Raw genomic sequence first — 26,338 nt, 5'->3', positions numbered from 1 at the left:
TCAAACCCCCGTCGCCGGAATGCCGGTACGTTCGACCCTGCGCGGCGCGGAAATCTCCTTCCAGGTCGACAGCGCCCGGTTGACTGCGGCGTTCGGCTCACGGGCGACGAACTCGCCATGGCCCATCTTGGCTTTGACCTCGGCTTCTTGGATCGAGAGTTCGCCACGCGAGAAGACGAAGCGCGGCAGGCCGGTCACCTCGAACCCTTCGAAGACGTTGTAGTCGATCACCGACTGCTGCTTTCCGGCTGTGATCGTCTTCTTGCGCTTCGGATCCCAGACGATGATGTCGGCATCCGCACCTTCGACGATCGCGCCCTTCTTCGGATACATGTTGAGGATCTTGGCGATGTTGGTCGAGGTCACCGCGACGAACTCGTTCATCGTCAGCCGGCCGGTGTTGACGCCGGTCGTCCACAGCATCGGCAGCCGGTCTTCGAGGCCGCCGGTGCCGTTGGGGATCTTGGTGAAATCGCCGACGCCGTTGCGCTTCTGTTTGGTGGTGAAGGCGCAATGGTCGGTCGCCACCACTTGCAGCGATCCGGCCTGCAGGCCGGCCCACAGCGAATCCTGATGCAGTTTGTTGCGGAAGGGCGGGCTCATCACGCGCCGCGCCGCATGGTCCCAGTCCTTGTTGAAATATTCGGTCTCATCCAGCGTCAGATGCTGGATCAGCGGCTCGCCGAACACGCGCATGCCTTTCTGGCGCGCCCGGCGGATCGCCTCATGGCTCTGCTCGCACGAGACATGCACGACATAGAGCGGCACGCCGGCCATGTCGGCGATCATGATGGCGCGGTTTGTCGCCTCGCCTTCCACTTCCGGCGGACGCGAATAGGCGTGACCTTCCGGCCCGTTGTTGCCGGCCGCCAGCAGTTTTTGCGACAGCGCCGCGACGACGTCGCCATTCTCGGCATGGACCAAAGGCAGCGCGCCCAAATCGGCGCAGCGCTGGAACGACGCATACATCTCGTCGTCGTCGACCATCAGCGCGCCCTTATAGGCCATGAAGTGCTTGAACGAGGTGATGCCGCGGTCGACGACTTTAGCCATCTCGTCGAACACCTGCTTGCCCCACCAGGTGATCGCCATGTGGAAGGAGTAGTCGCAGGCCGCCTTCGAGGTTTTGTTGTCCCACATCTGCAGCGCTTCGAGCAGCGACTGCTGCGGCGCCGGCAGGCAGAAATCGACGACCATCGTGGTGCCGCCGGAAAGCGCTGCACGGGTGCCGGATTCGAAATCGTCGGCCGAATAGGTGCCCATGAAGGGCATTTCGAGATGCGTGTGCGGATCGATGCCGCCCGGCATGACATAACAGCCTGTGGCGTCGAACTCATGATCGCCATGCAGGTTAGAGCCGATGGCGACGATCTTGCCGTGCTGCATCAGCACGTCCGCCTTCCAGCTGCGGTCGGCGGTCACAACGGTCCCGTTGCGGATAACTTTGGTCATTGTCGTGTTCCCTTGTTCTTGCCGCGCTTCTTTTGAGCGTCGTTTGAAACCGGATTTCAGTTCACGCCACGATTCCCGCCGTTTCCACCACCGCGTGGAACAAAACGTCGGCGCCGGCGCTCGCCCATTCCTTGGAGATTTCCTCGGCCTCGTTGTGTGACAACCCGTCAACGCACGGGCACATCACCATGGCGGTCGGTGCGACGCGGTTGATCCAGCATGCGTCGTGACCGGCGCCGGACACGATGTTGCGGTGCGTATAGCCGAGGCGTTCGGCCGCGTCGCGGATCGCCTTGACGCAGCTCTTGTCGAAGGTCACCGGATCGAAAGCGCCGACCTCTTGGATTTCATGCTTGATGTCGAGCGCCTCGCAGATCGTGTCGATGCCTTCGCGGATGCGGGCGTTCATCGCATCCAGCACTTCCTTTTCCGGCGAGCGGATGTCGATGGTGAACACGGTGCGGCCGGCAATGATGTTGCGCGAATTGGGATAGATCTCCATATGGCCGACCGCGCCGACGGCGTCCGGCTGGTAGTCCATCGCGATCTCATGCACCAGCTCGATGACGCGGGCCATGCCGAGCCCGGCATTGCGGCGCTTGGGCATCGGTGTCGAGCCGGTATGCGCTTCCTTGCCGGTCAGCGTCACCTGCAGCCATTTCAGGCCCTGGCCATGGGTGACGACGCCGATGTCGATGCCTTCATCTTCCAGGATCGGCCCCTGCTCGATATGCAATTCGAAGAAGGCGTGGATCTTGCGATCACCGACCTTCTCGGTGCCTTTCCAACCGATGCGCTCCAACTCCTCGCCGAATTTCTTGCCGGCCTTGTCGGTGTGCGCATAAACATCGGCCTGGTCGAGCACGCCGGCGAACACGCCCGACGCCATCATCGCCGGGGCAAAGCGCGAGCCTTCTTCGTTGGTCCAGTTGGTAACGACGATCGGGTGTCTGGTCTTGATGCCGAGATCGTTGAGCGATCGGATGATCTCCAGCCCGCCGAGAACGCCGAGCACACCGTCATACTTGCCGCCGGTCGGCTGCGTATCGAGGTGGCTGCCGACATAGACCGGCGGCAGGCTTGGGTCGGCGCCTTCGCGACGGGCAAACATGGTGCCCATCTCGTCGACGCCCATTTCGAGCCCGGCGGCATCGCACCAACGCTTGAACAGATGCCGGCCCTCGCCGTCCTCATCGGTCACGGTCTGGCGATTGTTGCCGCCGGCAATGCCGGGGCCGATCTTCGCCATCTCCATCAGGGAGTCCCACAAACGGTCTGAATTGATTCGCAGATTCTCGCCGGGGGCGGCCATTCAAAACCCTCTTATTTCATGTCGCCAGCCGGGCGGTGGTTCCCGCCACCGCCCGGTTGGCTTGGATCGGTCAGTCTATCGACCTCAACACTTCACGCACATGGTCGATCAGTTCGTTGATCTGGCCCTTGGTGATGATCAGCGGCGGCGACATCGCGATGATGTCGCCGGTGGTGCGGATCAGCGCGCCGCGCTCGAACGCCTTGACGAAGGCCGAGAAGGCCCGCTTGGTGGGGCTGCCGGGAATAGGCGCCAGTTCGATCGCGCCGATCAGGCCGATGTTGCGGATGTCGATGACATGCGGCTCGCCCTTCAGCGAATGCAGCGCGTCTTCCCAATACGGCGCCAGCTCTTCGCCACGGGTGAGCAGGCCCTCTTCCTTGTAGGTGTCCAAGGTGCCGAGCGCGGCGGCGCAGGCGATCGGATTGCCCGAATAGGTGTAACCGTGGAAGAACTCGATCATGTGCTCGGGGCCGGTCATGAAGGCGTCGTGGATTTCCTTCTTCACGAACACCGCGCCCATCGGGATGACGCCGTTGGAGACGCCCTTGGCGGTGGTCATGATGTCTGGAACGACGCCGAAATAATCAGCCGCGAACGGCGCGCCGAGACGGCCGAAACCGGTGATCACTTCATCGAAAATCAACAATATGCCGTGCTTCGTGCAAATTTCCCGAAGCTTCTGCAGATAGCCTTTCGGCGGCAGGATGACGCCGGTGGAGCCGGCGACAGGCTCGACGATGACGGCCGCGATGGTCGAGGCGTCATGCAGCGTGACGAGCCGCTCCAGTTCATTGGCGAGCTCCGCGCCATATTCCGGCACGCCCTTGGTGAAAGCGTTCTTCTCCGGCAGATGCGTATGCGGCAGATGGTCGACGCCGCCGAGCAGCGTGCCGAACATCTTGCGGTTGGTGACGATGCCGCCGACCGAGATGCCGCCGAAATTGACGCCGTGATAGCCGCGCTCGCGGCCGATGAGACGGGTGCGCGAGCCCTCGCCCTTCACGCGGTGATAGGCGATCGCCATTTTCAGCGCGGTCTCGACCGATTCCGAACCGGAATTGGTGAAGAAGACATGGTCCATGCCCTGCGGCGCGATGTCGACCAGGCGGTTCGCCAGCTCGAAGACGATGGGATGGCCCATCTGGAAGGCCGGCGCATAGTCGAGCTCGGCGGCCTGGCTCTGGATCGCCTCGGTGATCTTCGGCCGGCAGTGGCCGGCATTGACGCACCACAGGCCGGCGGTGCCGTCCAGCACCTTGCGGCCATCGCTGGTGGTGTAATGCATGTCCTTTGCGGACACGAACATGCGCGGCGCCTGCTTGAACTGCCGGTTTGCCGTAAACGGCATCCAGAATGCGCTGAGATCGTTCGGCGTGACTTTCAGCCGGTTGGACATGACCAAGACTTCCCCTTGTAACCTGTTTCGATGCGGCCAACGCTTGGTCTTTGCTGCGTTTTCGTGCTACGCAAAATTTTGACCGGTTGGACAAACGTTAGCACCGCCCTGTCGGCGGTCAAGGGATTACTAGCGGAAATGCGGCTGCTGAAGTGCGTTCCACAGCCTGGGGAAAAACTGGTCCAGAGAATTGGTCCAGACGGCCATCAACACGAGGGTTGGCAACGGTGAACACCGGTACGGAAGCCCCTCGTCGTACCCGCATCCAGCAGGAAAAGCGTGAGCTCATCCTGGAAGCCGCGCTTGAGGTGTTCTCGACCAACGGTTTTCGCGGCTCGACCATCGACCAGATCGCCGATGCCGCCGGCATGTCGAAGCCGAACCTTCTCTATTACTTCCGTCGCAAGGAAGACATTCACGAGACGTTGATGCAGCGCCTGCTCGACACCTGGCTGGCGCCGCTCAAGGAACTGGACGACATCGGCGATCCGCTGACTGAGCTCAGGAGCTACATCCGCCGCAAGCTTGAAATGGCACGCGATTTCCCGCGCGAGAGCCGGCTGTTCGCCAACGAGATCCTGCAAGGCGCGCCGCGCATCATGCCGCTCTTGGAGGGCGAGCTGAAGACGCTGGTCAACGAGAAAGCCAACGTCATCAAGGGCTGGATGCGCGCCGGCAAGATCGCCCGAACCGATCCCTGGCACCTGATCTTCTCGATCTGGGCAACGACGCAGCATTATGCCGATTTCGACGTCCAGGTCCGCGCGGTGCTTGGGCCCGACCGCGGCGGCGACGGCCGCTTCGAGGACGCGGCACGTTTCCTGGAGCAGCTGTTCCTGGATGGGCTGAAGCCGAAAGGCTAAAAATGGTTTCGTCATTCTAGGGCGAGGCGGAGGGGCTGCCACCAGCCACCCTCAAGCGCTGCGCTTCTCCGCCGGCCGCGCCTCAAGCAACTTGCGCAGCTTGGCGATCGAGTTCTGTTCGGCCAGCGGCGTGTAGACGATCAGCTTCATGTCCGAGCCGTCATCGATCGACAGGCTCATGTGCTCGAACACCATCGCGCCGGCGACCGGGTGGCGCAGATGCTTCATGCCGGACAGGCGGTGGACGACATCGCGCTGCGGCCACCATTCCCGGAACTCGGGACTTGAGCGCATCATCAGTGCGATCAGCCGTTCGAAATCTGGATCGCCGACATATTTCGCGCTCTCGGCGCGAAACGCGGCAAGGGTCGCGCGGGCGAGCTGTTCCCAGTCCACCAGCAAATGCCGCCGGTGCGGATCGGTGAACACGCCGTGGATGATGTTGCGGGCGTCGCCCTCGAGCAGGCCGTAGTCGCCGAAGATGGCAACCGCCGCGTCATTCCATGCCAGCACGTCCCAGCGCGGGCCGACGATGTAAGCGGGCTGCAGCACCAGGCTCTGCAGCATATGCAGCAAGGGCCCCTCGACCTTTCCCGCAACGATGCGCCGCTGTTCGGGCTGCTGGCGGCCAGCGAGCGTGAACAGATGCCGCTGCTCGGCGCCGTCGAGCCGCAGCGCCTCGCACAACGCGGTCAGGACCTCGACCGACGGCCGCACGTCCCTGCCCTGCTCCAGCCAGGTGTACCAGGTGGTGCCGACACCGGCGATCATCGCCACTTCCTCACGCCTCAGGCCCGGCGTGCGCCGCCGCGCGCCACAGGCAATGCCGGCGGTTTCGGGCGCAAGCCGCTCGCGGCGCGAGCGCAGGAAAGCGCCAAGCTCGCGGCGGCGGTGATCTTCGGGGGCGATGGTGTCCATGGAGCTATTATAGCAGTACCGATACCAGGATAAAGTTTGAACTGTTTGGGATCGGCGCTTTGTCCCATCTTTGCGTTCAGAGCAGCACAAGGAGGCTCTGAACATGGATCTCACAAACAAAACAGTTCTCGTCACCGGCTCGACCGACGGTGTCGGCCGCGTCGTTGCCGAACGGCTTGGCGCCGCCGGCGCCCGTGTGCTGGTGCATGGCCGCGACCAGGGCCGCGCCAAGACAGTCGTCGCCGCCATCGAAGCCAAAGGCGGCAAGGCCGAATTCCTTATCGCCGACCTGTCGTCGCTGGCCGAGGTACGGCGGCTTGCCGATGCCGTCCGGGCCAGGACCGACCGGCTCGACATATTGATCAACAATGCCGGCGTCGGCACGGCAAGCGCCAAGCGGCAGCTCGGCGCCGACGGCTACGAATTGCGTTTCGCCGTCAACTATCTTGCAGGTTTCCTGCTGACCTCCGAACTTCTGCCATTGCTGAAGACCAGCGCACCGGCGCGCATCGTCAATGTCGCCTCGGCCGGCCAGCAGGCGATCGACTTCGACGACGTCATGCTGACGCATGGCTATAGCGGCGTGCGCGCCTACTGCCAGAGCAAGCTGGCGCAAATCCTGTTCACCGTCGATCTGGCCGAACAGCTCAAAGGCGCCGGCGTCACGGTTAACGCCCTGCATCCGGCGAGCTACATGGACACGACCATGGTCCGCCAGGCCGGCGTCCAGCCGTGGAGCTCGGTCGAGACCGGCGCCGACGCCATCCTCAACCTTGCAACGTCGCCGGCGCTCGAGGGGCGCAGCGGCCTCTATTTCGACGGCCAGCGCGAGTCTCGCGCGGATGCCCAGGCATACGACGCCAGGGCAAGACAACAATTGCGAAGCCTAAGCCTCGACCTTGTCGGACTGGCTGCCTCAAAATTCAAGGAACAGAATTCATGACCAGCAAAACAGAGCACACCGTTATCATCGGCGGTTCCTCCGGCATCGGCCTGGCAACCGCGCGCAAGCTCCTCGGTCCGGACATGAAGGTGACCATCACCGGGCGCAACCAGGACAAACTCGTCAGCGCCTGGAAGGGCCTTGGTGGCGCCGCCGAAAAGGCCGCCTTCGACGCTTCGAAACCCGATGAGGTCCGTCAATTCTTCGAACGTCTCGGCCCGTTCGATCACCTCGTGCTGGCGGCGAGCGGCGGCAAGGGCCTGGGGCCGTTCGGAACCCTCGACCTTGCCGATATCGGCAGCGGCGTCGAGGAGAAAGTGCGGCCGCAATTGTCCTGTCTGCAAGCGGCCCTGCCGACGCTGAACAAATCCGGATCGGTCACCTTCATCTCGGCAGTATCCGCTCAGATGACGGCGCCCGGCGTCGCCGGCATCGGCGCCATCAACGGCATGCTGTTGACTGTCGCGCCGATCCTGGCGGTCGAGCTGAAACCGCTGCGCGTCAATGTCGTGGCGCCGGGCGTCATCGACACGCCGTGGTGGGATTTCCTGCCCGGCGAGCAGCGGCGGGCGGTGTTCGCCGAATATGCCGGCAAGACCCCGGTCGGCCGCATCGGCCGCGCCGAGGATGTCGCCGACGCGATTGCCTTCCTCGTCTCCAACGGCTTCATGACCGGCCAGGTGCTGACCTGCGATGGTGGCCTTAGGTTCGCGGCGTAAATGGCATGGCGGCAAATCGAATGTCTGCGCTGCCCCTCATCTGGCTGCCGCCATCTTCTCCCCGTTCACGGGGAGAAATGCCCGGCAGGGCAATGAGGGGGGGCGCCGGCATCAACAAAACAGCTCGCCGACAACCGCCCCTCGGCGTTGCTCAATCGTTCAAGCAGCCTTCGCCGACGGCATCGGATGGATGGCGTGGAAGGAAATGCAGAGCCGGTTCCAGGTGTTGATCATGCCGATCACCACGGTGAGCTTGACCAGTTCCTCTTCGGAGAAATGCTCGAGCGTGCGCGCATAGAGATCGTCCGGAACGCCATTGTCGGAAATGTTCGTCACCGTCTCGGTCCAGGCCAATGCAGCGCGCTCGCGCTCGGAAAACAGCGGCGATTCCTTCCAGGCGGCGACCAGATAGAGCCTGGTCTCGGTCTCGCCGTCGCGCCTCGCCTCACGGCTGTGCATCTCGACGCAATAGGAGCAGCCGTTGATCTGCGAAGCCCTAAGCTTGACGAGATGCATCAGGCCGGCATCGAGCCCGCATTTCTCGACCGCTTCGTTGAGCGCCGACACCGCTTTCATGATTTGCGGCGCCTTGGCGAAAAATTGCAGTCTCTGTTTCATCGTCTTTGCCTTTCACATTTGTCTGGCGGGTTAAATCTGTTTGCGTGAAGCGGCTTTCTGCGGCCGCTGGTGCCGCGCGACGAATGCGCAGCTCGCGGCGTACGATCGCGGATCGCCTTCCGCGGCGTAGTCGGCCACAACGTCGGAGATCTTCACTTCGGCGAGCGCGGCGCGATAGGCGCGCTCCGCTTTCAGCATCGCGGCATTGATGCCGCAGGGTTTGACATAGGCTGAGGCATCGATCTTGACCGGGCCGTTGCGGCGGATTTCGCCGCAGCGAAACGCCGGCTCGCGACCCTCGACCGCCAGCACGATGTCGAGCAGCGTGATGTGCTCGGCCGGCCGCGCCAGCCGGTACCCGCCGGCAGGACCCGACACCGATTCCAGAATGCGCGCCGCGGTCAGCTGGTTGAGATGTTTCAGGAGATAGCTCGGCGAAAGGCCGAAACACTCCGCCAGTGCGGCGCCCGGCATGGTGCTGTTGCCGTCGACGCTCGCCAGCGTCGACACGCAGTGGATGGCCGCCTCAACGCCCTCGCCCAGCTTCATGGTGTTGGTCTCCAATTCATGGATGTCTTATATCGTGGATAATTTTTATCTGCAATGGAAAAACGCGAATTCCACACGTTCGCTATGGCTTCACATGACTTGGGTTCCTCGCACCCCGCTCTGCGCTACGGGGTGCACACATTTCCATGCGGTTGGTCTTGGCGATAGCGTGCATGCCAGCTCGGCGCATGCATTGTCTAATGCTGCGCTGGTCGACCCCCACTCCGTCTCGGCTTCGCCGAGCCACCTCTTCCCCGATCGACGGGGTAGAGGAAGGCGCCAAGCTTTTGCCGTCTCGTCCCGCAACGCTCCCTTCCTTTCCCTCCGGAGGGGGGAAAGGTGGCGCTGCGAAGCAGCGACGGATTGGGGGAACCACCTGGCAATCAAGCCTCGGGCCGATCAGTCACGCCAGTCACAGAAGATGTAGCCGTCGATCGGGGGGCGAGGAACCCAAATTCTGCTAAGGCCACCCTACTCCGCGGCCACCTTGGCCATCGGGTTGTTCGGGTGCGTCGTCCAGTTGGCGTAGATCGGCGACACCGGCTTGCCGGTGCGCTCGTCCATGGCGCCCGCCGCCAGCGGCTCCATGGTGATGCAGCCTTCGACCGGGCAGACATTGACGCACAGATTGCAGCCGACGCATTCGGCTTCGATCACCTCGAAGTGCCTCAAGCCGTCGACCATGCTGGTGATCGCCTGGTGCGAGGTGTCCTCGCACGCGATGTGGCAGCGGCCGCATTTGATGCAGGCGTCCTGGTCGATATGCGCCTTGGCGACATAGTTGAGGTTGAGATACTGCCAGTCGGTGACGTTGGGCGTGGCGCGGCCGATGATATCGTCGAGCGAGCGATGGCCCTTTTCGTCCATCCAGTTTTCAAGACCGGCTATCATTTCCTGGACGATCTTGAAGCCGTAGGTCATCGCCGCCGTGCAGACCTGAACATTGCCGGCGCCAAGCGCCAGGAATTCGGCCGCGTCGCGCCAGGTGGTGATGCCGCCGATGCCCGAGATCGGCAGGCCGCTTGTTTCGGGATCGCGCGCGATCTCGGCCACCATGTTCATGGCGATCGGCTTCACCGCCGGGCCGCAATAGCCGCCATGCGAACCCTTGCCGTCGATGGTCGGCATCGGCGCGAAACTGTCCAGGTCGACGCCTGTGATCGAGTTGATGGTGTTGATCAGCGACACCGCGTCGGTGCCGCCGGCATGCGCCGCCCTTGCGGGCTTGCGAATGTCGGTGATGTTGGGCGTCAGCTTGGTGATGACGGGCATGCGCGTATACTGCTTGCACCAGCGCACTACCATTTCGATATATTCCGGCACCTGGCCGACGGCGGCGCCCATGCCGCGTTCCGACATGCCGTGCGGGCAGCCGAAATTGAGCTCGATGCCGTCAGCGCCGGTTTCCTCGACCAAAGGCAGGATCGCTTTCCAGCTCGCCTCTTCGCAAGGCACCATGATCGAGGCGATCAGCGCGCGATCCGGCCAATCCATCTTGACCTGCTTCATCTCGCGCAGATTGGTCTGCAGGTCGCGGTCGGTGATCAGCTCGATATTATTCAAGCCAAGCAGGCGCCGGTCGGCACCCCAGATCGCGCCGTAGCGCGGGCCGTTGACGTTGACGACCGGCGGGCCTTCCTCACCAAGCGTCTTCCACACCACGCCGCCCCACCCTGCCTTGAAAGCGCGGATGACGTTGTAGGCCTTGTCGGTCGGCGGCGCCGAGGCCAGCCAGAATGGATTGGGCGACTTGATGCCAACGAAATTGTTGCGGATGTCTGCCATGCTCATGCCCTCCCGTTCGAGGTCAGTGCCCGGTTGATGCTCTCGGCAGCGTCGCGCCCTTGCGCCACGGCAGAGACGGTCAGGTCGTCGCCGCCAAAGATGCAGTCGCCGCCGGCCCAGACTTTCGTCAGCGAGGTGCGGCCTTCGGCATCGACCTTGATGCGGCCGGCTTCAAGCGCGATCTGTTCGCCGCTGCCGTTGAGCACCGCGGGCGTGAAACTTTGACCGATCGCCTTGAACACCTGGTCGGCGACCAAAGTCAGCGTCTCGCCGGTGCCGGCGAGCCTGTCGCCATTCATCGCGGTGTATTCGAGCTCTATTCCAGACACCTTGCCGTTCTCGGCAATGACGCGCTTGGGCTGTAACCAATGACGAATGGTGACGCCGTTGGCGGCGGCCAGATCCTGCTCGAACCCGGAAGCGTTCATATGCTCCTGGCCGCGCCGGTAGCAGATCGTCACCTCTTCGGCGCCGAGCAGCTTGGACTGCACAGCGGCGTCGATCGCTGTCATGCCGCCGCCGATGACGACAACGCGGCGGCCGACCGGCAGGCTGGAAAGGTCCCTCGCTTGCCGCAGCTCGGCGATGAACTCGACGGCGTTGGCAACGCCGTCCGTTTCCTCGCCATCGGCGCGCAGCGCGTTGACCCCGCCCAGCCCCATGCCAAGGAACACGGCGTCGTAGTTGCGCATCAGATCCGAAAGCTGGAAATCGCGACCGAGCGCCTTGCCGTTCTGGATGTCGATGCCGCCGATCGCGGTGACGTAGTCGACCTCGGCCTGGGCGAAATTGTCGACGCTCTTATAGGCGGCAATGCCGTATTCGTTGAGGCCGCCGGCCTTCGGCCGCGCCTCCAGGATCGTCACGTCATGACCGTGGCGGGCGAGCCGATGCGCGGCCGCCAGCCCGGCCGGTCCAGCGCCGACCACGGCAACCGTCTTCCCAGTCGGCTCGGCGCGCTTGTAGAACTGCTTGTCCTCGCTCATGGCGACGTCGGTGGCGTAGCGCTGCAGCCGGCCGATCTGCACCGGCTTGCCTTCCGCCACCTCGCGCACGCAGACCTCTTCGCACAGCGTCTCGGTGGGGCAGACGCGGGCGCACATGCCACCCAGAATGTTCTGGTCGAAAATGGTCTTTGCAGACCCCAGAGGATTGCCGGTCGCGATCTGGCGGATGAACAGCGGAATGTCGATCGAGGTCGGGCATGCATTCATGCATGGCGCATCGTAGCAGAAGTAGCAGCGGTCGGATTCGACGAGCGCCTCGTGATGGTCGAGCGGCGGGTGCAGGTCGGAAAAATTATCGGCATATTGCTCGGACGACAGCCGGCCGCCGGCAATGCCTTCGAGGAAATGACCAGTCGCCATTCCAGTTCCCCTTCTTGTCGTTTTGGGGAAGGCTAGCACGTTTTATTTTTTTATCAATTGGTCAATTTTTGGCCAAGGCACTGTATTGCTTGCATAAAAACATGATAAAAGTAGTCATGTTATAGCCATGGTCGCGACGTCAGGCAGCCCCGCGCTTTCGATCCTGGAAGGATGGATCGACCGGATCTCGTCCGCCACCAATTCTTGCAGCCGCCACAGATTGCGGTCATGAATGCCGAAGGTCTCGAGGTGGCTGACGGTGTTGTAGAGATATTCGGCGCCTGAGCCGACATGGCCGCAGGCGCGTGCCAGTATTTGCGCCACCTTCTCTAGCGGCTGCCCGAGGGACGTGCCTCTGCCGGTCACCCCGACCCAGAAGCCCAACGCCCGCAACCGGCCCTGGGCTGTGCGCACCGGAACCCATCGCACCGAACTGACGCTTTCACGGTCGTCTATCTCGCGTCGCAACAGCCGTTCGATCTGTGCGGGCTTGTCGCCGTCCGGCAGGCGGTAGATGACGCCGTCGCAGCGCCCGCCGCGTTCCAGCGCCATCATCAATCCAGGCTGTTCGCGGCTGCCACGCCAGCGTTGTATGTCGAGGCAGAACGAGCGGTGCCAGCCATGCGCCGCCGCACGCCGCTGGTCGACCGATTCGAAGGCCGGCTTCCAGATCAGCGAGCCATAGGCGAACACCCAGAGCGGTCCCTCGTCGGCTTCATCGGCGAGACGTAGCGCGAGTGTTTGATAATCTTCATCGCCAAGCTGCGTCCACGCCCCGTTCGGACCGGGATCGACCTCTTCGCGATGGCAGAGCGCGACAAGCTCAGGCGTGAGCGACATTCGACGCATGGAAATGCAGGCCCCTCTTTGACTTAAGCAAAGTCGAAAATCGCCGCCCACGCAAGATCGGAAGCCAAGCGCCTTGCCGTTGCTGATTTCTGGCCCAGATGTCGGATTCCTGTTGCCGAGAACGTCCTAGGATGGATCGAACCGCGATCGCTGCCTGAACCGGTGAGGAGACCGACCATGCCGAATTCCCAAACGCCCTTCTTCTGGTACGAACTGATGACCACCGACCTCGATGCCGCCGAGGCATTTTACACCGCCGTCGTCGGCTGGAAGGCCGAGCCTTTCGACAAGGCGCCGGGCATGCCGCGCTACATTGTCGTGAATTCAAATGTGCGCGGCGTCGGCGGCCTGATGACCATGCCGGAAGATGCCGCCAAGATGGGCATGCCGCCGTCCTGGATCGGCTATATCTATTCCCGGGATGTCGACGCCTCGACTGAGGCCGTGAAGAAGGCCGGCGGCGCTGTCCACCGAGCCCCGGACGACATCCCCGGCGTTGGCCGTTTCGCCGTCGTAGCCGACCCGCAGGGCGCTTCCTTCATGTTCCTGAAGCCGAACCAACCCGACCAGCCCCCGGTGCCGGCGACGACACTCGGCCATGTCGGCTGGCACGAGCTCTACACAGTCGACTGGAAAACATCCTTCGACTTCTATTCCAGCCAGTTTGGCTGGACGAGCGCCGGCCAGTTCGACATGGGCGAGATGGGCATCTATCAGACTTTCTCGGCCGGCCCGGAATCCGGCGGCGGCATCATGAACAAGCCGCCGCAGATCCCGGTTCCGTTTTGGCAATTCTATTTCAACGTCGATGCCATCGACGCCGCTGCCAAACGCGTAACGGACAATGGCGGCAAGGTCATCATGGGTCCCATGGACGTGCCGAGCGGGCAATGGATCATCCAGTGCCAAGACCCGCAAGGCGCGCATTTCGCGCTGATTGCACCGGCGCGCTGACCGGCACTCGACAAACTGACGCCGGTCTCACTCAGGCGCCAGCACCGCCACCTTGAGCTCGGCCGTCTTGGCGCCGCTGACCTGAATGATCGCAGCGCCGCCGGCGAGCTTGAAACGCAGGCTCTTGCGAATGCCCGGGCAGGTCTTCACGCCGCTGAACGCCGCCGACTTCGTGGCATGGCCGTCCTGGACGACATCGATCCAGGCGTCGCCGGACAGGCTGATCTGGAGCTCGCCTTCCGGCGGCACAGTCACATTCGCCGTCGCGCCGAACGTGCCGGCAGCCGGGGCGTGCCCGGGCGGTACGGCGAAGCTGATCGTGTCGACCGGCGCAAGTTTCAGATCCGCGGCTGCGCCAACCGTAACGGAGGCGCCAGGCTGCGCGGCGGGCGCTGTCGCAAACAAGGATTGCTCACGCGCCACAGGCCATTTGAAGGCGGCACAGCCGGCATCGTCAGCCATGGCAAAGCCGGTGCCTGCAAGGATCGCGAAGAGGCTGATGACGATTTTTTTCATGACGAAGGGAATCCACATGGGTTGGAGCATCCGGATATCAATACAACCATAGCGATATAAATGCAACCATAGAGAGAACAAAATTATACAAGATCGAAGCGGGGGAACCCATTTCCATCACCGAATGTTGATGGCCGGCCATGGGATGTGAATAGTCCCTCGCCAGGCGATAATCTATGGCCGGGCCGACGGTCGGAAAAATGGAGTTTTAGATGAAGCTTTTCGAGGGCCTTGCCCAGTACCGGACCCAGGCGCTGGGCATATTGCGCATCATGACGGCGTTGCAGTTCGTCGAACACGGTTCGCAGAAACTGTTCAACTTCCCGGTCAGCGCACAGCCGCACGCCCTCACCGGGCTGACGACGGCAGCCGGCATTCTCGAATTCGCCGGCGGCATCCTGCTGGCGCTCGGCCTGTTCACCCGGCCCGTCGCATTCCTGCTGGCCGGCGAAATGGCGATCGCCTATTTCACGGCGCACTTCCCGCGCGACTTCTTCCCCGTCAACAACAGCGGCGACGCGGCGATCTCGTTCTGCTTCATCTTCCTCTATCTGGTGTTCGCCGGCGCCGGCGCCTTCGCGCTGGACAACCGCCGCAACGCCTGAAGCTCCGCGACGATGGGCGTCTGGCTCAGCCGCGCATCCGCTCGAAATTGGCATCGAACAGCGGCGCCGATTGAAGTCGAGCCGCGTGACGCTTGCCGAGGATCTCGATCTCGAATCCATCTGTGTTGTCGGCGATCTCCTTCGGCACATAGCCCAAGGCGACCGATTTCTTGGCGTTGTGCGCATAGCCGCCGGACGTCACCCAGCCCTGCACGGCGCCATCATGCCAGATCGCCTCGTCGCCGATGACATCGGCGTCGCCAGCATCGACGATGAAGGCGCGCAGCCGGAGCTTGCCGCCTTGCTTGCGCTCGGCGAGCGCCGCTTGCTTGCCGACGAAATCGGCGTCCTTGCCGTAAGCGACGAACCGGTCGAGCCCGGCTTCCAGCGGCCCATAGATCGGCCGGTATTCGCGCGCCCATGAGCCGTAATTCTTTTCGAGCCTCAGCGCATTAAGCGCGCGTGAGCCGAACAGGCCGATGCCGAATTCCTCGCCCGCCGCCAGCAGCGCCTGATAAGCGGCGCGCTGATACTCCGGCGCCACCCAGATTTCGTAGCCGAGATCGCCGGTGTAGCTGACCCGGCCGACAAGACATGGCGCCATGCCGATGTCCATCCTGGCAACCGCCATGAAGGGGAATGCGGCGTTGGAGACATCGGCGCGGGTGACCTTCGCCAGCACCGCCCTCGCCCGCGGCCCGGCGATGGCGAGGCCGGTGAGCTTTTGCCCGAAGGCCTCGATGCGCACCGAACCGTCCTTGGGCAAATGCGCCTCGAACCAGCGCATGTGGAATTGCTCGGCGATGCCGGAGCCGGCGATGAACCATTCGTTATCGTCGATATTAGCTAAAGTGAAATCGCCGATCAGCTTGCCGTCGTCCTTCAGCATCGGCGCCAGCGTCATGCGACCGCGCTTCGGCAACTTGCAGGCAAAGATGCGGTCGAGCCAAGCAGCCGCGCCTGCGCCTGTCACCGTATATTTGGCGAAGTTGGAGATCTCCGACAGGCCGACACAGTTGCGGACCGCCGCAACCTCCTTGCCGACATGGTCGAAGTCGGTCGAGCGCCGCCACGAGAATTCATCCTTGACGCCGTCCGGCGCATACCAGAGCGGCACTTCCAGCCCGTAGGACACGCCCCATTGCGCGCCTTTGGCGGCAAGCGTGTCGTAGACTGGCGTCGTCTTGAGCGGACGCCCGGCCGGCAGCTCCTCATTGGGGAAGCGGATCGAAAAGCGCCGCGAGTAATTCTCGCGCACCTTGGCGTTGGTGTAGGCCATCGTCGCCCAGTCGCCATAGCGCGCCACGTCCATGGCCCAGATGTCGGCGCCCGGATCGCCCTCGATCATCCAGTTGGAGAGCGCGAGCCCGACGCCGCCGCCCTGGCTGAATCCCGCCATGACGCCGCAGGCGACCCAGAAACCGGGCAGGCCGCGCACCGGGCCGACCAACGGATTGCCGTCGGGCGCGAAGGTGAACGGGCCATTGATGATCTGCTTGATGCCGGTCTTCTGGAAGGCGGGAAAATGGCGGAAGCCGACTTCCAGCGACGGCGCGATCCGATCGATATCCGGCTCCAGCAGCTCGTGGCCGAAATTCCATGGCGTGGAAAATTCGGACCAGACCTTGTTGGCCTTCTCATAGGTGCCCATCAGCATGCCGCCGCGTTCCTGGCGCAAATAAAGCTCACCGTCGAAATCGACCGCGTGGATGATCTCGGTGCCCGTCTTGGCGTTCCAGTCGGCGACCTCCGGCATATCCTCGGTGATCAGGTACATGTGCTCCATGGCCAGCACCGGCAATTCGAGCCCGACCATGCGGCCGACCTCGCGCGCCCATAGACCGCCGGCATTGACGACATGCTCGGCGATGACCTCGCCCTTGTTGGTGATGACGCGCCACAGCCCATCCGGGCGGCGCACGATGTCCTCGACTTTGGTGAAGCGCTCGACCTCCGCCCCCAGTTTCCGCGCGGCCTTGGCATAGGCATGCGTCACGCCCGACGGATCGAGGTGGCCGTCTTCCTTGTTGCGGACCGCGCCGACGAATTGCTTCGGATCGATGAGCGGCATCAGCTCGGCCGCCTCTTTGGCCGAGATCACTTCGAGATCGATGCCGAGATAGCGGCCCTTCGAGACAACGCCGCGCAGCCAGTCGAGCCGCGCCTCGGTCGCCGCCAGCAGCACGCCGCCGGTCAGATGCACGCCGGTCGCCTGCCCCGACAGCTCCTCGATCTCCTTGTAGAGATTGATCGTGTATTTCTGCAGCTTGGCGACGTTGGGGTCGCCATTGATGGTGTGCATGCCGCCGGCCGCGTGCCAGGTCGAACCGGAGGTCAGCTCGTCGCGCTCCAGCAGCACGACATCGGTCCAGCCATGGCGCGCCAGATGGAACAGGACCGAGCACCCAACGACTCCGCCACCGATGACCACGACCTTTGCATGCGATTTCATGGGGTTTTTCTCGTTAATTCAGTGCGTTGGATTGGCGAGGTGATTCGGCACGGGAGGGTGCCAAGACAGCCAATCTCCCCCCTTGAGGGGGAGATGTCCGGCAGGACAGAGGGGGGCGCCTCGCGCCAACACTGCGAAGGTCACGGCTCGCCCTGCCCGATCGCTTCCTTGCGCCGCGCCGTATAGGCCTCCAGCGCCTCGCGCACGGCAGGGTCCATGGCGGGCTGCACATACTCATCCAGCGCCTTCTTCCACAGCCGCGTCGCCCGCGCCGTCGTGTCGAGCCCGCCAGCCTCCTGCCAGGCCTCGTAATTCTGCCAGTTGGACAGCATCGGCTGATAGAAGGCGGTGGCGTAACGCTCCAACGTATGCGGCTCACCGAAGAAGTGGCCGCCGGTCGGCACCGCGCCCAGCGCCTCGACCGCAAGCTCCGCCTCGTCGACCACGATCGGCCGCAGGAATTCCATCATATGCTGGATCATCTCGACATCGATGATGAGCTTTTCGAAGGACGCTGTCAGCCCGCCTTCCTGCCAGCCGGCGGCGTGATAGACGAGATTGCCGTGGCCGAGCACCGCGCCCCACAGCGCCATCAGCGTTTCATAGGCGCCTTGCGCGTCGGCGGCGTTGGAGGCCGAGCCGGGCGTCGTGCGATACGGCAAACCATAGCGTCGCGCCAATTGCCCGGAGGCGATGTTGGCCTTGGTGTTCTCCGGCGTGCCGAAGGCCGGCGCGCCCGACTTCATGTCGACATTGGAGGTGAAGGCGCCATACATAACCGGCGCGCCGGGGCGCACCAGCTGCGTCAGCACCACGCCGAACAGCGCTTCTGCATTCTGCTGCGCCAAGGCGCCGGCAAGCGTCACCGGGCTCATCGCGCCCATAAGCGTGAACGGCGTCACCGCCACCGACTGGCCATATTCGGCCATCGTCATCAGCCCTTCGGCCATCATCTCGTCGAAGCGGCGCGGCGAGTTGACCGAAATGATGGTGGCGATGCCAGGGTCATCGCGGATTTCGTCCAGCGTCAGCCCACGCGCGATCGCCATCATCTCGATGCCGTCCAGCGCCCTGCCGCGCCCGATTGCCGAGACATGAAAACTTTTGTCGGTCAGCGTCAGATTGGCAAAATAGGTGTCCATATGCCTGGTGTTCGCGGGCAGTTCGATCGGCGCGCAGACCTGGTTGCCCAGCATGTGGATGCAGTTGAAATGCTGCGCCAGCCGGGTCAGATCACAATAGTCCGCGAGGTTGCCGGCGCGACGGCCGCGCTCCATGTCGTGCACATTGGGCGGCCCGGCAACCAGCGTGAAATTGATGGTGCTGCCGCCGAGATAGATGGCGTTGGCCGGGTTGCGCGGCGTCAGCCGGTAGTTCGACTTCGTGGTCTTCAGCGCGTCGGCAACCAGACCCCTGTCGATGCGCACATTCGCCGTTGTGTGATCGACCTTGGCGCCCGCCTTCTCAAACATCGACAGCGCCCGCGGACTCATCACCTCGATGCCGAAATTTTCCAGGATATGCATTGAGGCCTGATGGATGGCTTCGATCTGGTCGGACGACAGCAGCGCCATCGGCGGGTAAGGATTTTCCACGCGCCTGAGCGGCAATTGTGGAATGGCGGCTGGCCCCCGGTTGCTGGTCCGCTCGGCGCCGCGCTTGCGTCTTGGCTCATTCATGCGGGCATCAGAACGCCCGCCGGCCAGGACGGCTGTCGGAATTCCGTCATTTCCCGGCGTGATTTTAGCCAAGGCGGCATTTCTTGAAATCGACAACGACAAAAGCGACAGGCGACGTCGAAATATCAATACCGACGTGCCCGGCTCACAAGAAACCTCGTTAAGGAACGTCGCAAGACTCCTTTTATAATTTCGGCCTATTCGTCTTCCAATGCGTAGGTCGAGTTTTAGTAAAAGTGTAGCTGTCACGATGCTGCTGGCGCTGTCCGCCTGCGCGACGGCGCCGAGCCATATCAACAATGTCTGCGCCGTCTTCGACCAGAATGACGGCTGGTTCGATAACTGGCAGTCGGCCGCCGAGAGCGCGTCGCAGAAATACGGCGTCCCCGTCCCCGTACTGATGGCGACGGTGCGCAAGGAATCCGGCTTCAAGAGCAACGCCAGGCCGCCGCGCACCAAATTGCTCGGCTTCATTCCGTGGACCCATGTCTCGTCGGCCACCGGCTTCTCGCAGGCGCTCGACGGCACGTGGTCGCAATATCAGAGCGAGACCGGCAATTGGGCGGCGCGCCGCACCAAATTCGCCGATGCCGTGGATTTCGTCGGCTGGTATCATTCCAAGACTGCCGACACGTTCGGCGTTGCCCGCAACGACACCTACAATCTCTATCTGGCCTATTATCTCGGCTGGACCGCCTATGGCCGCGGCAATCGCGGCGACGCCGGCGTGCAGGGCTACGCCCGCGCCACCGACAAGATGGCGCAGGATTATGCGGCGCAGCTACGGCAATGCGGCAGTTGACGTTTCGCCTGACCTAGTGCCGCCTTGTCGTGTCTTTCGGCTTCTTAACACCGGTTTCTGAAACCTCGTCGCGCACTTCGTGGCGACGCGCTCGCATGCCGGCTTCACCCTGCTCCACGGCATCCCCGATCTGGTCGGCTTCCGCGCTGCCCGTTTTGCCACGCGGTCGGTTGGGCGCCGTCCCGGCCAGACCCGGCCCGGTGCCGTGCGCATCTTCCGGCACGCCCTCATGCGCGGCGTGCTCCTTGTCGAACTTGATGACCGGCTCCATCGTCGCCAGCACATCGTCAGACAGCCAGCACAGGCTCATATGGCCGTCGCCGAGATGTTTGACCGGCGGCACCTTGGTCTCGCACAGATTGTCCGACACCAGCTTCTTGTAGCCGCAGCGCGTCTGGAACGGGCAGCCGGAAGGCGGGTTCATCGCCGAAGGGATATCGCCTTCGAGCACGATATGCTTCTTGACCACGCTGGTGTCGGCAATCGGGATCGCCGACAGCAGAGCCTCGGTATACGGGTGGTAGGGCGGCGCGAAGATCTGGTCGGTCGTGCCCTGCTCGACGATATACCCGAGATACATGACGACGACGCGGTCGGCGATGTAGCGCACCACCGACAGATCGTGGCTGATGAACAGCATCGTCGTCTTGTTCTTGCGCTGGATGTCCATCAACAGCTCGGTCACCGCCGCCTGCACCGAAACGTCGAGCGCCGAGACCGGCTCGTCGGCCACCACCACCTTGGCGTCGCCGGCAAAGGCGCGCGCCACGCCGATGCGCTGTTTCTGGCCGCCCGAGAGTTGGCGCGGCTTGCGCGTCTCGAAGGCGCGCGGCAGCTTCACCAGGTCTAGCAGTTCCAGCATGCGTTTGCGGCGCTCGGCGACATTGTTGCCGACATGGAATTTCTCCAGCGTGCGGATGATCTGCGAGCCGACGGAGTGGCTGGGGTTGAGCGTGTCGAACGGGTTCTGGAACACCATCTGGATCGATGACACGGTATCGACGCCGCGCTTCTCGATGCTGGTTGACTGGATTTCCTTGTTGCCGAGCGTCACGGTGCCGGAGCTTGCCGTCTCCAGCCCAAGCAGCACTTTGGCCAGCGTCGACTTTCCGCAGCCGGACTCGCCGACAATGGCGACGGTCTCGGATTCGCGCGCCATGAACGAGATGGTCTCGTTGGCCTTGACGACGCGGCCCTCGCTGGAGCCGAAGACTTCGCTGCCGCCAACCCTGTAGTATTTTCTCAGGTCCTCGATCTTGAGCACCGGCGCGCCCGGTACGACCTTTTCGTTGACCTTCTTGGCGCCGGGCGGCAGCGCTTCCCAGTCGATTTCGTTGAAGCGCACGCAGCGCGAGAAATGGCCTTCATGGCCGGCGACCTCGATCATCGGAATTTCTGCGGCGTTGCAAACGCCCTCGACGAAATGGTGGCAGCGCGGGCCGAAATTGCAGCCCTTGGGCCGCTCATGCGGCAGCGGCAACTGGCCGGGAATGGCAATCAGCGGCCGCGAATTCTTGTCGGCGCCGGGCAGCGGGATCGAACGGAACAGCCCTTGCGTGTAGGGATGCCGCATCCGGTCGAAGACGTCTTTGATCTTGCCGGTCTCCACCGCCTCGCCCGAATACATCACCGTGATGCGATCGCAGGTCTCGAGGATGAGCCCCAGATTGTGCGACACGAAGATCATCGAGGTGCCGAACTTCTCGCCCAGACCCTTGACCAGTTCGACGATGCCCGCCTCCACCGTCACGTCGAGCGCCGTCGTCGGCTCGTCGAGCAGCAGCAGCGCCGGCTTCGATAGCAGCGCCATGGCAATGACGATGCGCTGCTGCTGGCCGCCTGACAGCTGGTGCGGATAGGAGCGCATCATGCGCTCGGGGTCGGGCAGCCTGACCGAGCGGACCATTTCGACCGCTCTTTTGTAGGCCTCGTCCTTCGACACCTTGTCGTGGATCAGCGGCACTTCCATCAGCTGCTGGCCGATCTTCATCGCCGGATTGAGGCTGGCCATCGGCTCCTGGTAGATCATGGCGATCTTGTTGCCGCGGATGGCGCGTAGCTCCTCGTCGGAGAGCTCGCCCATATCCTTGCCCTGGAACTTGATCTTGCCGCCGACGATCTTCCCGATGTTGGAAAGGTCGCGCATGATGCCGAGCGACACCGTCGACTTGCCGCAGCCGGATTCGCCGACGATGCCCATCGCCTCGCCGGGCATGACCGTGCAGGAAAAATCCATGACGGCCGGTATCTCGCCCTTGCGGGTGAAGAAGGAGATCGACAGGTTCTCGATCTCGATGATCGGCCCATCGGTCGGCTTGCTGGGATTTCGAACTGCCTCGTTCATGGGTCGCTCCAATCCTTGTTCTTCCGGGCACCTAGGGTCGAGGACCCCGCCATCAATCCTTCATCGATTGCTCGCGCAGGGAATCGGCAAGCAGGTTGAGCCCCAGCACAAAGCTCATCAGTGCGATCGTCGGCGGCAGCGCCGGATGGATGAAGGAACGCAGCAGCCGGCTGGCATCCTTGATCGCCGTGCCCCAGTCTGGGCTCTCGGGTGCGAGACCCAGGCCAAAGTAGCCGAGCGTGCCAAGCAGGATCGTCGTGTAACCGATGCGCAGGCAGGCATCGACGATCAGCGGTCCGCGCGCATTGGGCAGGATCTCCCAGAGCATGATGTACCAAGGCGATTCACCGCGCGTCTGCGCCGCCGCCACATAGTCGCGCGTCTTGATGTCCATCACCAGGCCACGCACGATGCGGAAGACGCCGGGGCTGGAAGCAAACACCACCGCCACGAAGATGTTGAGCTGGTTGGGATCGATGTGGACGATGTGCAGCGGGTCCCTGTCGAAGACCAGGCCGAGGTAGATCCAGCCACCGATGATCAGCGTCAGGCCGAGCAGGATGTAGATCCGGTCGGGCCGGTTTTTGTAGCGTGTCCAGAACAGCACGCTGAAAAAGATGATCGGAAACAGGAAAAAGACACCGGCCAGCGCGTAGGGGATCGGCGTGTCCATGATCCCCGGCGTCACCAGAAGGTAGAACAACAGGATGACCGGGAAAGCCAGCACGAGATTGGCGAGGAACGACAGCACCGTGTCGATCTTGCCGCCGTAGTAGCCCGCCGGCAGGCCGAGCGTGATGCCGACCATCAGCGCGAAGCCGGTTGCCGCCGGCGCGATGATCAGCACGATCTGGCTGCCATAGACCATGCGCGAAAAGACGTCGCGCGCGAGCTTGTCGCCGCCGAACAGGTAGACGAGCCCCGATTGCGGTTCGATGGCGCCGGGCAACGTGTCCTTCATGATCGGAATCTGGCCGAGCGGATCGAAGGGCGAGATGGTCGAGGCGAAGATCGCGGTGAACAGCCAGAACAGGCAGATGAAGACACCCGCTATGCCGACGCCGCTGTCGAACAGCTGGCCATAGAGCGCCAGCTTCTTCTTGTAGAGGAAGCTCGCCCCCATGACGATGGCGAGGGCGACCCAGACCGGCCAGAAGCGCCAGAGCACTTCGAGGACAATGGTGGAGGCGCCGATATATTGAGCTTGCATGCGCCGTTCCCTCTACTGAACCCGGATGCGCGGATTGAGAAACGCGTAGCCGACATCGGAGATGAGCTGCGTGATCAGGACGATGAACACCGAGACCAGCGAGCAGCCGAGCAGAAGGTCGATGTCGTTGTTGCCGGCCGCCTCGACCAGCGTGTAGCCAAACCCCTGATAGCGGAACATCACCTCGACGATGACGACGCCGGTGAGCAGCCACGGGAACTGTAGCATGATGACCGTGAACGGCGCGATCAGCGCGTTGCGCAACGCATGCTTGACCACCACGCTGTTGAAGGAAAGGCCCTTCAGCCGAGCGGTGCGGATATATTGCTGCGTCATCACCTCGACCATCGAGGCGCGTGTCATGCGCGCGATGTAGCCGATGCCGTAGATCGCCAGCGTGATCACCGGCAGGGTGAAATTGTAGAAGGTGATACCCTGGCTGGCGGACGCCGCCGAGCCGTTCAGCCAGCCAAGCCAGGACGCGAAGATGACGGTGAAGATGACGCCAGACACATATTCGGGCGTCGCCGTCGAGGCGATCGAGGCGACGGACAACGTCCGGTCCGTGCGCGACCCTTCGCGCATGCCGGCAAGAATGCCGATGAGCAGCGAGATCGGCACCATCACCACCAGCACCCAGAACATCAGCAGTCCAGTAGCGCCGAGCGCGGGGAACAGCTTGGCCCCGACCGTCGTCTTGAATTTGGTCGAGCAGCCGAAATCACCTTCAAGCACGCCCGAGAATTTCGGCTCGATAGGATCGTTGCAGAAGGAGAAGCGTTGCGTCGTCTTGCCGGTCGCCGGATCGGTGATCGGTTGCTTCGGCAACACGCCCAGCCATTGACCGTAGCGCACGAAGAAGTTCTGCCGGTAGCCATGGTTGACCAGCCAGCTTTCGAGCTGGTCGGCGGGCGTGTGCATCTCGGTCTGGCTGATCGCCAGCTTCTTCAGATTGGGCTCGAGATTGACGAGGAAGAAGACGACCAGCGTCAGGCACAGCATCGTGAGCAGGATCGTGCCGATGCGTCTGGCGATGAATGAGAACATGCGTGCCCCCCTGCCGGTCGGGTTGGGGTCAGATATGGTCAACCCTATGTCGGAAACCTGATGAGGCCCCGCCACCGCTGCAGCCTATGCAACGGCGACGAAGCTGCAAATACGAGGGGCTGTTGCCCCTCGTATTCATCGCGACGGATCACGCCTGATCGAGCCAGACCTTGCCGAAGTCGTGCTCGTAGGTCGGGTGCATCGAGTGGTTCTTCACCTCGGGCTTGATGTTGATGTAGAGCTTGCGCCAGTAGGGCTGGATGATGATGCCGGATTCCTGCAGCATCGTCTCGATGTCCTTCATCACAACCTTGCGCTTCTCCGCATCGGCGATCCCGAGCGCCTCGTTTACCTTCTTGTCAAAGTCGGGATTGGCATAGGCCGTCTCGTTCCAGGCCTCGCCTGTGCGATAGGCGATGGCGATGACCTGGATGCCCAGCGGACGCATGTTCCAGTTGGTTTCCGAGAACGGATACTTCGTCCAGTCGTTCCAGAAGGTCGAGCTCGGCAGCACGGTGCGCTTGACCTTGATGCCGGCCTCGCGCAGCTGGGCGGCGATCGCGTCCGTGGTGTTCTTGTGGTAGTCCTCATCGTTGCTGATCAGCTCGTGCTCGAAATCGATCACGCCGGCTTCCGTCAGCATCTGCTTGGCCTTGGCGATGTCGCGCTTGATCTCCGGCAGCTTGACGTATTCCGGATGGATCGGCGCGACATGGTGGTTTTCGGCCGGCGTGCCGGCATTGCCGTAGCCGAGCTGCAGCACCACCGAGTTGTCGACGGCCAGGGCCATCGCCTGGCGCACCTTCTGGTCGCCATAAGGCTTGGCGTTGACGTTGAAGCGCGACACCACGGTCGCGGCGGTCACCACTTCCGAAGCCGGGGCGCCGACGCCTTCGATGATCTTGACGTAATCGGCGGTCGTCTCGTGGTTGGTATGGACTTCGCCGGACTCGAAAGCCGAGACGGTCGCTGCCGGATCGGTGCCGTAGTCGATGAACTCGACGCCGTCGAGGAAGGCCTCGCCCTGCCACCATTTGCCGGTCGTGCGGCGCTTGTAGACGACCTTCTGGCCGACGTCATAAGACACGAGCTCGAACGGACCGGTGCCGATCGGGCAATTCTTGAAGTTGGCGCCCTTCTCGTCGAAGGTCTTGTGGACGATGAGACCCGGATAGTCGCACAGGTTCGGGATGATGGCGATGTCGGGCTTGGTCAGCTTGAGCTTGACCGTCATGTCGTCAACCTTGACGACCGAGCCGTCGCGCAGCTTCTTGGTCTTCTCATCAACGAGGCTGCCGAGGCGGCCCGGCATCGAGTTGCCTTCCGCGCCCTTGTCGGCCCAGCGGGTGAAATTGTAGATCACGTCGTCGGCGGTGAACTTGTCGCCATTGTTCCACTCGACGCCCGGCCGCACATGCAGCGTGTATTCGGTGGCGTCGTCATTGATGTCCCAGCTCGCCAGCAGGTACGGCGCGAAAGTGTAATCCTTGGTGTATTTCACCAGCGGTTCGAGCGCCTGGCGCTCCGCGTTGGAGATTTCCGACCAGTCGGCCGTGCGCGGATCCTTGGGATCCTTGACCGACATTGCGACCTTGATCACGCCGCCCTTCTTGCCCTGCACGTCCTCGGCTCTGGCCGGGGTCGGAGCGGCGAGACCGAGCATGCCATAGGCCATTGCCGTCGATGCCCCGAAGACGCTGGCCAAAGCCAGGAATTCGCGGCGATCCACCGTGCCCGACTTGGCTTCTTCGGCCATTGCCAGGATGTGGTCCGGAACACGGTCACCGTTGCTTTTATAGATTGCCATGACTAACTCCCATTGTTGGCTTTCCGCCTTTTAACATTCCGCATCCAAACCCTGATGTCAAAGCACCACAGGGTGAGAAAGGAACATGTTAGGGAATGTGCATCTTTGAGCACAACCCGGTTCGCGCGATAACGACAGTCTTGGCGCA

Annotated in this window: 22 protein-coding genes; 6 read left to right on the top strand and 16 right to left on the bottom strand. The window is 62.8% G+C overall.

All coding sequences use genetic code 11. The features are described 5' to 3' along the window. The 3 genes from hydA to AB6802_RS11555 all read right to left on the bottom strand — a co-directional run bounded on the left by hydA (nucleotide 1) and on the right by AB6802_RS11555 (nucleotide 4,163). Nucleotides 1-1,452 (bottom strand): dihydropyrimidinase, encoded by a 1,452-nt coding sequence (gene hydA, locus AB6802_RS11565; protein ID WP_371010228.1) that lies wholly within the window; start codon nucleotides 1,450-1,452, stop codon nucleotides 1-3. A gap of 61 nt (nucleotides 1,453-1,513) precedes the next feature. After that, entirely contained in the window at nucleotides 1,514-2,764 is a 1,251-nt protein-coding gene (locus tag AB6802_RS11560; RefSeq protein ID WP_371010227.1) for a Zn-dependent hydrolase, read from the bottom strand. A gap of 70 nt (nucleotides 2,765-2,834) precedes the next feature. Next, nucleotides 2,835-4,163 (bottom strand): aspartate aminotransferase family protein, encoded by a 1,329-nt coding sequence (locus AB6802_RS11555; RefSeq protein WP_371010226.1) that lies wholly within the window; start codon nucleotides 4,161-4,163, stop codon nucleotides 2,835-2,837. A gap of 227 nt (nucleotides 4,164-4,390) precedes the next feature. Between AB6802_RS11555 and AB6802_RS11550 the strand changes: the two genes are divergently transcribed. Then, nucleotides 4,391-5,026, top strand: coding sequence for a TetR family transcriptional regulator C-terminal domain-containing protein (locus AB6802_RS11550; protein WP_371010225.1), 636 nt, complete (start codon nucleotides 4,391-4,393; stop codon nucleotides 5,024-5,026). A 51-nt stretch (nucleotides 5,027-5,077) separates the two neighbouring features. On the opposite strand, the gene AB6802_RS11545 is transcribed toward AB6802_RS11550, so the two are convergent. Beyond that, nucleotides 5,078-5,944, bottom strand: coding sequence for a helix-turn-helix transcriptional regulator (locus tag AB6802_RS11545; protein ID WP_371010224.1), 867 nt, complete (start codon nucleotides 5,942-5,944; stop codon nucleotides 5,078-5,080). Between the two features lie 103 nt (nucleotides 5,945-6,047). On the opposite strand from AB6802_RS11545, the gene AB6802_RS11540 reads away from it, so the two are divergent. Then, nucleotides 6,048-6,887: an SDR family oxidoreductase gene (locus AB6802_RS11540; RefSeq protein ID WP_371010223.1), complete on the top strand. Its 840-nt coding sequence runs from the start codon at nucleotides 6,048-6,050 to the stop codon at nucleotides 6,885-6,887. Beyond that, nucleotides 6,884-7,606, top strand: coding sequence for an SDR family oxidoreductase (locus AB6802_RS11535; RefSeq protein WP_371010222.1), 723 nt, complete (start codon nucleotides 6,884-6,886; stop codon nucleotides 7,604-7,606). The genes AB6802_RS11540 and AB6802_RS11535 overlap by 4 nt, the downstream gene beginning before the upstream one ends. A 159-nt stretch (nucleotides 7,607-7,765) precedes the next feature. Here AB6802_RS11535 and AB6802_RS11530 read toward each other — a convergent pair whose 3' ends face one another. The 5 genes from AB6802_RS11530 to AB6802_RS11510 all read right to left on the bottom strand — a co-directional run bounded on the left by AB6802_RS11530 (nucleotide 7,766) and on the right by AB6802_RS11510 (nucleotide 12,774). Further along, on the bottom strand, nucleotides 7,766-8,224 hold the full coding sequence (locus AB6802_RS11530) for a carboxymuconolactone decarboxylase family protein (RefSeq protein ID WP_371010221.1): 459 nt from the start codon (nucleotides 8,222-8,224) through the stop codon (nucleotides 7,766-7,768). Between the two features lie 30 nt (nucleotides 8,225-8,254). Next, entirely contained in the window at nucleotides 8,255-8,773 is a 519-nt protein-coding gene (locus tag AB6802_RS11525; RefSeq protein WP_371010220.1) for an Rrf2 family transcriptional regulator, read from the bottom strand. A 471-nt stretch (nucleotides 8,774-9,244) separates the two neighbouring features. After that, nucleotides 9,245-10,558, bottom strand: coding sequence for an NAD-dependent dihydropyrimidine dehydrogenase subunit PreA (preA, locus tag AB6802_RS11520; protein ID WP_371010219.1), 1,314 nt, complete (start codon nucleotides 10,556-10,558; stop codon nucleotides 9,245-9,247). A gap of 2 nt (nucleotides 10,559-10,560) precedes the next feature. Then, entirely contained in the window at nucleotides 10,561-11,925 is a 1,365-nt protein-coding gene (locus AB6802_RS11515) for an NAD(P)-dependent oxidoreductase (RefSeq protein ID WP_371010218.1), read from the bottom strand. A gap of 114 nt (nucleotides 11,926-12,039) precedes the next feature. Beyond that, nucleotides 12,040-12,774 carry a gamma-glutamylcyclotransferase gene (locus tag AB6802_RS11510; RefSeq protein WP_371010217.1) on the bottom strand — a complete coding sequence of 245 codons (735 nt, stop codon included), beginning with the start codon at nucleotides 12,772-12,774 and terminating at the stop codon, nucleotides 12,040-12,042. 177 nt (nucleotides 12,775-12,951) lie between these two features. Between AB6802_RS11510 and AB6802_RS11505 the strand changes: the two genes are divergently transcribed. Continuing rightward, complete coding sequence (locus AB6802_RS11505; protein WP_371010216.1) at nucleotides 12,952-13,728, top strand: VOC family protein; 777 nt, start codon at nucleotides 12,952-12,954, stop codon at nucleotides 13,726-13,728. Nucleotides 13,729-13,755: 27 nt separating this feature from the next. On the opposite strand, the gene AB6802_RS11500 is transcribed toward AB6802_RS11505, so the two are convergent. Continuing rightward, nucleotides 13,756-14,244 carry a hypothetical protein gene (locus tag AB6802_RS11500; protein WP_371010215.1) on the bottom strand — a complete coding sequence of 163 codons (489 nt, stop codon included), beginning with the start codon at nucleotides 14,242-14,244 and terminating at the stop codon, nucleotides 13,756-13,758. A gap of 212 nt (nucleotides 14,245-14,456) precedes the next feature. Between AB6802_RS11500 and AB6802_RS11495 the strand changes: the two genes are divergently transcribed. After that, nucleotides 14,457-14,849 carry a DoxX family protein gene (locus tag AB6802_RS11495; protein WP_371010214.1) on the top strand — a complete coding sequence of 131 codons (393 nt, stop codon included), beginning with the start codon at nucleotides 14,457-14,459 and terminating at the stop codon, nucleotides 14,847-14,849. A 25-nt stretch (nucleotides 14,850-14,874) separates the two neighbouring features. Here the strand turns inward: AB6802_RS11495 and AB6802_RS11490 are convergent, their stop codons facing one another. Beyond that, nucleotides 14,875-17,301 carry an FAD-dependent oxidoreductase gene (locus tag AB6802_RS11490; RefSeq protein ID WP_371010213.1) on the bottom strand — a complete coding sequence of 809 codons (2,427 nt, stop codon included), beginning with the start codon at nucleotides 17,299-17,301 and terminating at the stop codon, nucleotides 14,875-14,877. A 140-nt stretch (nucleotides 17,302-17,441) separates the two neighbouring features. Beyond that, nucleotides 17,442-18,980: a trimethylamine methyltransferase family protein gene (locus tag AB6802_RS11485; protein WP_371010212.1), complete on the bottom strand. Its 1,539-nt coding sequence runs from the start codon at nucleotides 18,978-18,980 to the stop codon at nucleotides 17,442-17,444. A gap of 211 nt (nucleotides 18,981-19,191) precedes the next feature. Between AB6802_RS11485 and AB6802_RS11480 the strand changes: the two genes are divergently transcribed. After that, nucleotides 19,192-19,782: a transglycosylase SLT domain-containing protein gene (locus AB6802_RS11480; RefSeq protein WP_371010211.1), complete on the top strand. Its 591-nt coding sequence runs from the start codon at nucleotides 19,192-19,194 to the stop codon at nucleotides 19,780-19,782. A 13-nt stretch (nucleotides 19,783-19,795) separates the two neighbouring features. Here the strand turns inward: AB6802_RS11480 and AB6802_RS11475 are convergent, their stop codons facing one another. From AB6802_RS11475 to AB6802_RS11460, 4 genes are all read right to left on the bottom strand, one after another. Continuing rightward, nucleotides 19,796-22,126: a dipeptide ABC transporter ATP-binding protein gene (locus AB6802_RS11475; protein WP_371010210.1), complete on the bottom strand. Its 2,331-nt coding sequence runs from the start codon at nucleotides 22,124-22,126 to the stop codon at nucleotides 19,796-19,798. A gap of 52 nt (nucleotides 22,127-22,178) precedes the next feature. After that, entirely contained in the window at nucleotides 22,179-23,336 is a 1,158-nt protein-coding gene (locus tag AB6802_RS11470) for an ABC transporter permease (protein ID WP_371010209.1), read from the bottom strand. Between the two features lie 12 nt (nucleotides 23,337-23,348). Then, nucleotides 23,349-24,383, bottom strand: a complete 1,035-nt coding sequence (locus tag AB6802_RS11465) for an ABC transporter permease (protein ID WP_371010208.1) — start codon at nucleotides 24,381-24,383, stop codon at nucleotides 23,349-23,351. Nucleotides 24,384-24,531: 148 nt separating this feature from the next. Then, complete coding sequence (locus AB6802_RS11460) at nucleotides 24,532-26,190, bottom strand: ABC transporter substrate-binding protein (RefSeq protein ID WP_371010207.1); 1,659 nt, start codon at nucleotides 26,188-26,190, stop codon at nucleotides 24,532-24,534. Nucleotides 26,191-26,338 lie beyond the last annotated feature (148 nt).

The sequence above is a fragment of the Mesorhizobium sp. RCC_202 genome, from assembly GCF_041355295.1.
Classification (GTDB): domain Bacteria; phylum Pseudomonadota; class Alphaproteobacteria; order Rhizobiales; family Rhizobiaceae; genus Mesorhizobium.
The sequence above is the reverse complement of the archived record's forward strand: the minus strand, read 5'-3'. Positions and strand labels throughout refer to the sequence as shown.

Coding starts and splice junctions, on each gene's coding strand:
- hydA (WP_371010228.1), bottom strand. CDS start 1,452: ATGACCAAAGTTATCCGCAACGGGACCGTTGTGACCGCCGACCGCAGC.
- AB6802_RS11560 (WP_371010227.1), bottom strand. CDS start 2,764: ATGGCCGCCCCCGGCGAGAATCTGCGAATCAATTCAGACCGTTTGTGG.
- AB6802_RS11555 (WP_371010226.1), bottom strand. CDS start 4,163: ATGTCCAACCGGCTGAAAGTCACGCCGAACGATCTCAGCGCATTCTGG.
- AB6802_RS11545 (WP_371010224.1), bottom strand. CDS start 5,944: ATGGACACCATCGCCCCCGAAGATCACCGCCGCCGCGAGCTTGGCGCT.
- AB6802_RS11540 (WP_371010223.1), top strand. CDS start 6,048: ATGGATCTCACAAACAAAACAGTTCTCGTCACCGGCTCGACCGACGGT.
- AB6802_RS11535 (WP_371010222.1), top strand. CDS start 6,884: ATGACCAGCAAAACAGAGCACACCGTTATCATCGGCGGTTCCTCCGGC.
- AB6802_RS11530 (WP_371010221.1), bottom strand. CDS start 8,224: ATGAAACAGAGACTGCAATTTTTCGCCAAGGCGCCGCAAATCATGAAA.
- AB6802_RS11525 (WP_371010220.1), bottom strand. CDS start 8,773: ATGAAGCTGGGCGAGGGCGTTGAGGCGGCCATCCACTGCGTGTCGACG.
- preA (WP_371010219.1), bottom strand. CDS start 10,558: ATGGCAGACATCCGCAACAATTTCGTTGGCATCAAGTCGCCCAATCCA.
- AB6802_RS11515 (WP_371010218.1), bottom strand. CDS start 11,925: ATGGCGACTGGTCATTTCCTCGAAGGCATTGCCGGCGGCCGGCTGTCG.
- AB6802_RS11510 (WP_371010217.1), bottom strand. CDS start 12,774: ATGCGTCGAATGTCGCTCACGCCTGAGCTTGTCGCGCTCTGCCATCGC.
- AB6802_RS11505 (WP_371010216.1), top strand. CDS start 12,952: ATGCCGAATTCCCAAACGCCCTTCTTCTGGTACGAACTGATGACCACC.
- AB6802_RS11500 (WP_371010215.1), bottom strand. CDS start 14,244: ATGAAAAAAATCGTCATCAGCCTCTTCGCGATCCTTGCAGGCACCGGC.
- AB6802_RS11495 (WP_371010214.1), top strand. CDS start 14,457: ATGAAGCTTTTCGAGGGCCTTGCCCAGTACCGGACCCAGGCGCTGGGC.
- AB6802_RS11490 (WP_371010213.1), bottom strand. CDS start 17,301: ATGAAATCGCATGCAAAGGTCGTGGTCATCGGTGGCGGAGTCGTTGGG.
- AB6802_RS11485 (WP_371010212.1), bottom strand. CDS start 18,980: ATGAATGAGCCAAGACGCAAGCGCGGCGCCGAGCGGACCAGCAACCGG.
- AB6802_RS11480 (WP_371010211.1), top strand. CDS start 19,192: ATGCGTAGGTCGAGTTTTAGTAAAAGTGTAGCTGTCACGATGCTGCTG.
- AB6802_RS11475 (WP_371010210.1), bottom strand. CDS start 22,126: ATGAACGAGGCAGTTCGAAATCCCAGCAAGCCGACCGATGGGCCGATC.
- AB6802_RS11470 (WP_371010209.1), bottom strand. CDS start 23,336: ATGCAAGCTCAATATATCGGCGCCTCCACCATTGTCCTCGAAGTGCTC.
- AB6802_RS11465 (WP_371010208.1), bottom strand. CDS start 24,383: ATGTTCTCATTCATCGCCAGACGCATCGGCACGATCCTGCTCACGATG.
- AB6802_RS11460 (WP_371010207.1), bottom strand. CDS start 26,190: ATGGCAATCTATAAAAGCAACGGTGACCGTGTTCCGGACCACATCCTG.